This is a genomic window from Bifidobacterium vansinderenii (genome assembly GCF_002234915.1).
Lineage (GTDB): Bacteria > Actinomycetota > Actinomycetes > Actinomycetales > Bifidobacteriaceae > Galliscardovia > Galliscardovia vansinderenii.
Genome location: NZ_NEWD01000058.1, coordinates 1 through 8652 on the forward strand (window position 1 = coordinate 1; position 8652 = coordinate 8652).

The 8652-nt window shown below is 60.3% G+C and carries 1 protein-coding gene, 3 rRNA genes and 2 pseudogenes; 3 read left to right on the forward strand and 3 right to left on the reverse strand.

Features of this window, described 5'->3' with window-relative positions:
- Positions 1–370: 370 nt before the first annotated feature.
- From Tam10B_RS12730 to Tam10B_RS12740, 3 genes and pseudogenes are all read left to right on the forward strand, one after another.
- Positions 371–1273 (forward strand): annotated as a pseudogene (locus Tam10B_RS12730) (IS1249 family transposase); the annotation flags it as partial.
- Positions 1274–1383: 110 nt separating this feature from the next.
- A complete protein-coding gene (locus Tam10B_RS12735) occupies positions 1384–2547 on the forward strand; it encodes an IS1249 family transposase (protein ID WP_093961600.1) in 1164 nt (387 codons plus the stop codon).
- 40 nt (positions 2548–2587) lie between these two features.
- Positions 2588–2836 (forward strand): annotated as a pseudogene (locus Tam10B_RS12740) (IS256 family transposase); the annotation flags it as partial.
- 99 nt (positions 2837–2935) lie between these two features.
- Here Tam10B_RS12740 and rrf read toward each other — a convergent pair.
- The 3 genes from rrf to Tam10B_RS12755 form a co-directional block, all read right to left on the reverse strand.
- A 5S ribosomal RNA gene (gene rrf / locus Tam10B_RS12745) occupies positions 2936–3053 on the reverse strand.
- A 165-nt stretch (positions 3054–3218) separates the two neighbouring features.
- Positions 3219–6278 (reverse strand): 23S ribosomal RNA (locus tag Tam10B_RS12750).
- A gap of 441 nt (positions 6279–6719) precedes the next feature.
- Positions 6720–8245, reverse strand: a 16S ribosomal RNA gene (locus tag Tam10B_RS12755).
- Together the 16S, 23S and 5S rRNA genes form the textbook arrangement of a ribosomal RNA operon.
- Positions 8246–8652: the final 407 nt, after the last annotated feature.

An 8652-nucleotide genomic window follows, 5' to 3' on the forward strand; every position in this document is an offset into this window, starting at 1 on the left:
CATCACGATTCATACCAGGCCTCCTTGTTGATCAGCATCTTTGCCATCAAGAAAACCGGGGTTGGTCCAGAGAGTCCAGAGCCAACAGACAATGTGGTCGAATGGACCCTCCTCGTCAGACAAGCCCATCGGCCACGACGATAAATCGAGAGAGTGCCTGAATATATGGGAAAAAGCGCGGATATAGGGTTATAGGCCAGAATGTGTGTCTGTTTTGGCTTGTCAGGCCTTGGGATGATTGGTGTTTCTCTTGTTTGAGTTGTGTGGGCGGGGAACTTGAGGTCGGCCGGAATGTGTGTCTGGAATAGGTCGTAAGGCCTTGTGGAACAAGGGTTGAGCGGCTTTTGAGTTGGCGTGGCAGATTGGGTGGATGAACACACCCAGTTGCGCCGTGTGCGGCGAGTCGATGAAGCGGAATGGAAGGACGAGCGCGGGACGGATCAGGTGGCGGTGCCGGAACGCGGAATGCGGCAGTTCACACACTCAGTCACGTGACAACGGTGCCCGTGATCTGCGGTCCGGTTTGGATTGGCTGTTCTCGAAACAGTCGCAGGCCGAGCACCGTCTGCCGGCCCGTACGCTTCGTCGCAGGTGCGGGCTCATGTGGAGCCTGTGGCCCCCGGTGCCGCTGGTGGACGAGGTCCACCGCGTGGTGCATGTGGACGGCATCCACCTGCACCGGGATGCGGTGGTGCTGATCGCCGTGGCCGACGGGTATGTGATCGGCTGGCATATCGCCAGGAGCGAGCGGGCGGCCTCATGGCAGTGCCTGATGGGCAGGATCGCGCCGCCGGACGTGCTCGTATGCGACGGGGGAGGCGGCATCCTCAAGGCCGCGAAGACGATATGGCCCGACACGAGGATCCAGCGCTGCCTGTTCCACGTGCAGGCCAACATCATGGAACTGACCGGCATGAGGCCCCGTCTGGAGGCGGGCAGACGACTGCGCGCGATCGCCGTGGCGTTGGCGCGCGTCAGGGACAAGGACTCCGCCGCCGCATGGCTCGTCTCCTACAACCAATGGGAGCGGGACTTCGCCGCCTTCCTCGACGAGAAGAGCCGGCACGCGGACGGCAGCGTGAACGACATGCACCAGCGGCTCGTCAAGGCGCGTCGCATGATCCGCCGTCGCATCCGCGAGGGCCGGCTGTTCACGTTCCTCGACGAGGGGCTCACGGCCGACGGCCCGGTGCCGTCCACGAACAATCTCATCGAATCATGGAACGCGCGTCTGCGCGACATGCTGCGCCATCACCGGGGATTGAGGGCTATAGGAACAAGAGTGTTGCTTATGTTCCGGGTTTGGCCTTACGGCAGTAGGCGTGTCGGGGTGTTATTTTTCCGCGTGAAAAAATAGGGGCGTTCCTCTGGTGGGCTGGATGCATGAGGACGAAATCCAGCAAGGCGAAGAAATGCCCCGTGTGCGGGTCGGCGATGAAGCGGAACGGCAGGACGAGGGCGGGAACCCAGCGGTGGATGTGCGTCGCGTGTTCGCTGACCGGGGTCATGCGTCAGCAGGACGCGGAACGTGGCAGGCAGCTCGACGCGTTCCTCGGCTGGCTGCTCGGCCGCGCGTCCCAGTCCTCATGCGACGCGCACGGCGATGCGCGGGCATTGCGCAAGCGGACAGCGTGGTGCTGGAACATCCGGCCCGAGATTCCCCCGTGCACGGTGAAGCATCACACGGTGATGGCGGACGGCACGTACATGAGCCACGGCTGGTGCCTGATCACGGCGGTCGACGGCGAAAGCGGCGAGGTGCTGGGTTCCCAGTGGTGCCCGCATGAGTCGAAGGCGGCCTACGTTGCGCTGTTCTCGCGCATCCCCTCGCCCGACGTGCTGGTCACGGACGGGCTGCGCGGCGCGGAGACGGCCTGCAACGCCGTATGGCCGTCCACGCGGATCCAGCGCTGCCTGGTGCACGTGCAGCGCAACACGAGGGCCGACCTGACCTCGAAACCCAGGCTCGAGGCGGGCAGGGAACTCAAGAAGCTCTCCGACCGGCTCACCAAGGTGCATGACGCCGAGCAGGCGGCCAAATGGGGCGAGGCGCTCAACGCATGGCACCTGCGTTGGAGGGACTTCATCGACGAACGCACCCTCGCGAAGGACGATCCCGACAACCCGAAGGCCTCCAAACAGGAGTGGTGGTGGACGCATCAGGAGGTCCGCCGCTGCTACCGGCGGTTGGAGAAGCTGTTCCGCGAGGGCAAACTGTTCGCGTTCCTCGAGCCATCGCTGACCGCCGCAGGCCCCGTGGCGCGCACCACGAACCGTCTCGAGGGCGGCGTCAACTCGCCGCTCAAGCACGTGCTCCTCGACCACCACGGACTGCCCGAGGAGCACATGAGACGCGCCTGCGAATGGGTGTGCTACATGAAAAGCGGTTCCCCGGATCCCAAATCGCTGATCAGGCCCGAACACTGGAAACCCCTGCGCCGGGCGGCACGACCGGATGACAGCGGCGACGACGGATCTCCGCAATACGGCACAGGCGTCGACTGGAACGAGTTCCACACCCACACCGAATGGAACCAAACCGACTAGAAACCGAAGGCTAAAGCAACACTTTTGTTCCTATAGGCCGGGATTGAGGCTGATCAGGCAGCTGAAGGCGATCTGCTGGTGGTGCCACCAGCACACCGAGCATCCCGAGACGGACGCGTGGCTCGCGGCCAACGCCATCACCGACCAACAGCTCGAGGACCTCTACAAGAGAGCATGGGAGCAAAGCCCCCAAGGCCTATACGAGACCTTCGGCATCCCCATGAGATACGGCACCGGCATCGACTGGAACGACTTCCACACCCGCGTCGAATGGCAGTCAAACGACTAGACCACCAGACACACAATTTGGCCTATAACCCCGGATATACGAAAAAGACCTCTTGGTGGAGTATATGCTCTCTACCAAGAGGTCTTCTCTAACGTGTGATTGCGGTGGTGTGCTACTCTCCCACACCCTGTCGAGTGCAGTACCATCGCCGTGCCAGGTCTTAGCTTCCGGGTTCGGAATGGATGCCGGGCGTCTCCCCTGGGCCATGACCGCCGCAAAACTTGGAATTGTCACCGGGATCATCCCGGTGCTCGGGTGATGGTTTGGGAACCGGCTAGCGGACGCGGTTGTGATTCTCGTTGTCGATCGCAGTGTGAACGATATGTGCTCCGTGTCATCCGAACGGTCGCGTGGATCCGTTCCGGGAACCCAACGGTGTTGGGTTGTGTTGTCGCTCGTCCGTTAGTACCGGTCAGCTCCACCCCTCGCGGGGCTTCCACGTCCGGCCTATCAACCACGTGTTCTCCATGGGGACTACACACGCTAACGCGTGACGGAATGCTTATCTTGGAGAGGGCTTCCCGCTTAGATGCTTTCAGCGGTTATCCCATCCGAACGTAGCCAACCAGCCGTGCCCCTGGCGGGACAACTGGCATACCAGAGGTTCGTCCACCCAGGTCCTCTCGTACTATGGGCAGGGCTCCTCAACATTCCAACGAGCGCAGAGGATAGAGACCAAACTGTCTCACGACGTTCTGAACCCAGCTCGCGTGCCGCTTTAATCGGCGAACAGCCGAACCCTTGGGACCTGCTCCAGCCCCAGGATGCGACGAGCCGACATCGAGGTGCCAAACCATCCCGTCGATATGGACTCTTGGGAATGATCAGCCTGTTATCCCCGGGGTACCTTTTATCCGTTGAGCGATGCCGCGCCCGTGCGCCGGCACCGGATCACTATCTCCGACTTTCGTCCCTGCTCGACCCGTCGGTCTCACAGTCAAGCCCGCTTGTGCGATTGCACTCGACACCCGATTGCCAACCGGGCTGAGCGGACCTTTGAGCGCCTCCGTTACTCTTTGGGAGGCAACCGCCCCAGTTAAACTACCCGCCAGGCACTGTCCCTGACCAGGATGACTGGTCGAGGTTAGACGCCAGATGAAGACAGAGCGGTATTTCAACGACGGCTCCACACGGGCTGGCGCCCATGCTTCGAAGCCTCCCGCCTATGCTACACAGTCCACACCTAACGACAATACCAAGGTATAGTAAAGGTCCCGGGGTCTTTTCGTCCTTCTGCGCTTAACGAGCATCTTTACTCGTACTGCAATTTCGCCGAGCTCCTGGTCGAGACAGTGGGGAAGTCGTTACGCCATTCGTGCAGGTCGGAACTTACCCGACAAGGAATTTCGCTACCTTAGGATGGTTATAGTTACCACCGCCGTTTACCGGGGCTTGAATTCACCGCTTCGCCTAAGCTGACGGATCCTCTTAACCTTCCGGCACCGGGCAGGCGTCAGTGCATATACAGCGGCTTGCGCCTTCGCATGCACCTGTGTTTTTGGTAAACAGTCGCTACCCCCTGGCCTGTGCCACCCCCAACGGCTCCCCTCGCAAGGAGGATCACCACCGGGGGTCTCCCTTAAACCGAAGGAACGGGAGCAATTTGCCGAGTTCCTTGACCAGGATTCGCTCGATCGCCTTGGCATTCTCTGCCTGACCACCAGTGTCGGTTTCGGGTACGGGCGGCAACGGCCCTCACGCCGAAGCTTTTCTCGGCAGCATGGGATCACCGGATTCGGGGTCGAAGACCCCCCATCATCACGCCTCACCATACACGCACCCCGGATTTGCCTGGGATGCTGGCCACACGCTTGACCACGGAAAACCACCTCCGCGGCCGGCTACCCTCCTGCGTCACTCCTGCGCTCTCCTACTACGGCTACGGTCCCAACGCCGACCCCCATCCGCCACCCGAAGGAGGCATCAGAGGGAAGACGAGGTTAGTACTCGCCGCCTCGGACCTGTCGGTCCGCCGCCGGTACGGGAATATCAACCCGTTCATCCATTCGACTACGCCTGTCGGCCTCGCCTTAGGACCCGACTCACCCAGGGACGATGAACGTGGCCCTGGAACCCTTGGTCATCCGGCGCGGGGGATTGTCACCCCCGTCTCGCTACTCATGTCTGCATTCTCACTCCCATACGGTCCACCACAGGCTTACGCCGCGGCTTCACCCCATACAGGACGCTCTCCTACCCAGTGACACGAAGTCACTGCCGCGTCTTCGGTGGCGTGCTTGAGCCCCGCTACATTGTCGGCGCAGGACCACTAGACCAGTGAGCTGTTACGCACTCTTTCAAGGATGGCTGCTTCTGAGCCAACCTCCTGGCTGTCTATGCGACCCCACATCCTTTCCCACTTAGCACGCGCTTCGGGACCTTAGACGACGATCTGGGCTGTCTCCCTCTCCACGACGAAGCTTATCCCCCGCCGGGTCACTGCCGGAATACACTTCACAGGTATTCGGAGTTTGGCTGCTGTTGGTACCCTATACGGGCCCGCAAGCATCCAGTAGCTCTACCCCCTGGAAGCAATCAACCGACGCTGCACCTAAATGCATTTCGGAGAGAACCAGCTATCACGGAATTTGATTGGCCTTTCACCCCTAACCCCAAGTCATCCCCCCAGTTTTCAACCTAGGTGGGTCCGGTCCTCCACGCGGTCTTACCCGCGCTTCAACCTGCTCAGGGCTAGATCATCCCGCTTCGGGTCCAGGGCACGCGACTCAAACGCCTTTTAAGACTCGCCTTCGCTACGCGTACGCCACACGGCTTACGCTCGCCACGCACCACTGACTCGCAGACTCATTTTTCGATAGGCACGCCGTCACCCCTCAGGGCTCCGACGGTTTGTAAGCGCATGGTTTCAGATACTATTTCACTCCCCTCCCGGGGTACTTTTCACCTTTCCCTCACGGTACTCGTACGCTATCGGTCACACGGGAATATTCAGGCTTATCCAACGGTCTGGACGGATTCACGCGGGATTCCACGAGTCCCGCGCTACTTGGGAGAACATATCGACGGGCCAGGAGCTGCCGGCTACGGGGCCATCACCCTCTACGGCCGGGAATTCAATCCCGTTCGCCTGACTCCTGACTTTATCACCGCCGCCGGGCTCGTCGGCACCCGGACAACGCTTCCCACGACACCGCGAACGCAACCCCCGACGGGTATCACACGAACACGGTTTAGCCATCATCCGCTTTCGCTCGCCACTACTCACGGAATATCCTTTCCTGCAGGTACTGAGATGTTTCACTTCCCTGCGTACCCCCCGCACGAATGCGGTGACAGCCCACAACGACTGCCGGGTTTCCCCATTCGGACACCCTCGGATCAAAGCCTGGTCGGCGGCTCCCCGAGGCCTATCGCGGCCCCCCACGTCCTTCATCGGTCCCGTGTGCCAAGGCATCCACCATACGCCCTTCAAGACAACACGCAACACACAAGCATTGCATGCGCCCGAAGAACCCAGCGAACATCCGGACAACACATCATCACACAAATGATCACAAAACGATCGACCGAGCCACATGAAAAAACCACATGGCCCGACGAAAAATCACAGCAAGCCACACCACCCGAAGGCGACATGACCTGCTCGCGTCCACTATCCAGTTCTCAAACAACCACCCCACAACCAGCAGGACAACACCCCACACGGGAATGCCGACCCGACCGGCCGAGGACCCGAAACCACCCACCAGGGAAAACCCCTGGGGTCGCGGTCCGGGAACCCAACAGCGCGTCCCATACTCCCAAGAATCGACCGTAACCACACCAGCACGCCCCATCTTGCCTACCCGAGGGAACATCCCACGGGCGCGGGGCACGGACGACCACCACGACAGGCGGCCGATTTTCACAAGAATCTCCGTAGAAAGGAGGTGATCCAGCCGCACCTTCCGGTACGGCTACCTTGTTACGACTTAGTCCCAATCACGAGCCTCACCTTAGACGGCTCCATCCCTTGCGGGTTAGGCCACCGGCTTCGGGTGCTGCCCACTTTCATGACTTGACGGGCGGTGTGTACAAGGCCCGGGAACGCATTCACCGCGGCGTTGCTGATCCGCGATTACTAGCGACTCCACCTTCACGGAGCCGAGTTGCAGGCTCCGATCCGAACTGAGACCGGTTTTCAGGGATCCGCTCCGGCTCGCACCATCGCATCCCGCTGTACCGGCCATTGTAGCATGCGTGAAGCCCTGGACGTAAGGGGCATGATGATCTGACGTCATCCCCACCTTCCTCCGAGTTAACCCCGGCGGTCCCCCGTGAGTTCCCGGCATAATCCGCTGGCAACACGGGGCGAGGGTTGCGCTCGTTGCGGGACTTAACCCAACATCTCACGACACGAGCTGACGACGACCATGCACCACCTGTGAACCCGCCCCGAAGGGAAGCCACATCTCTGCGGCGGTCGGGAACATGTCAAGCCCAGGTAAGGTTCTTCGCGTTGCATCGAATTAATCCGCATGCTCCGCCGCTTGTGCGGGCCCCCGTCAATTTCTTTGAGTTTTAGCCTTGCGGCCGTACTCCCCAGGCGGGACGCTTAACGCGTTAGCTCCGACACGGAACCCGTGGAATGGGCCCCACATCCAGCGTCCACCGTTTACGGCGTGGACTACCAGGGTATCTAATCCTGTTCGCTCCCCACGCTTTCGCTCCTCAGCGTCAGTAACGGCCCAGAGACCTGCCTTCGCCATTGGTGTTCCTCCCGATATCTACACATTCCACCGTTACACCGGGAATTCCAGTCTCCCCTACCGCACTCCAGCCCGCCCGTACCCGGCGCAGATCCACCGTTAAGCGATGGACTTTCACACCGGACGCGACGAGCCGCCTACGAGCCCTTTACGCCCAATAATTCCGGACAACGCTTGCGCCCTACGTATTACCGCGGCTGCTGGCACGTAGTTAGCCGGCGCTTATTCGAAAGGTACACTCACTCTCGCTTGCTCCCAATCAAAAGCGGTTTACAACCCGAAGGCCGTCATCCCGCACGCGGCGTCGCTGCATCAGGCTTTCGCCCATTGTGCAATATTCCCCACTGCTGCCTCCCGTAGGAGTCTGGGCCGTATCTCAGTCCCAATGTGGCCGGTCGCCCTCTCAGGCCGGCTACCCGTCGAAGCCATGGTGGGCCATTACCCCACCATCAAGCTGATAGGACGCGACCCCATCCCATACCAGTAAAACCCTTTCCCACACCCCCATGCAGAGGCGCGGAGCATCCGGCATTACCACCCGTTTCCAGGAGCTATTCCGGAGTACGGGGCAGGTTGGTCACGCATTACTCACCCGTTCGCCACTCTCACCCGCCAGCAAGCTGGCAGGATCCCGTTCGACTTGCATGTGTTAAGCACGCCGCCAGCGTTCGTCCTGAGCCAGAATCAAACCCTCCACAAAAAAACCTTCATGAAGAGCCAAAAAACATGACTCGAAAAAAAGAAAAGAAAAAGACAGACAAAACACCAACCAGGAAACCCCGGCCAATGCTCGCACAATCCTTCCAAAAAACCCGACCACAATCACAGCCCCTCTCGGGACACTCCACAAACGGGAGCCATGGCCGGACTGGCAATCAAAACTTAGTAGTACAAAACACGCTCTTGAGTTCTCAAACCACCACCACACAGGCAAGCGACTCAGACCACAACCTGAACCATCCGTGCCGGGCAGCAAAAGATAAACATACACAAGAACCCACCGGCCCGCAACCCGGGCACAGCAAAACAGAGCAAAACCGTTGAAAACACAAGCTTCGCTCGGCGTGTCGCAAAAGCATGAAATCACGTCTATCTCTAGTCTAGACA

Bases quoted from the DNA above. Each gene is read 5' to 3' on its own strand.
- Tam10B_RS12735 (WP_093961600.1), top strand. From the start codon at position 1,384: ATGAGGACGAAATCCAGCAAGGCGAAGAAATGCCCCGTGTGCGGGTCG.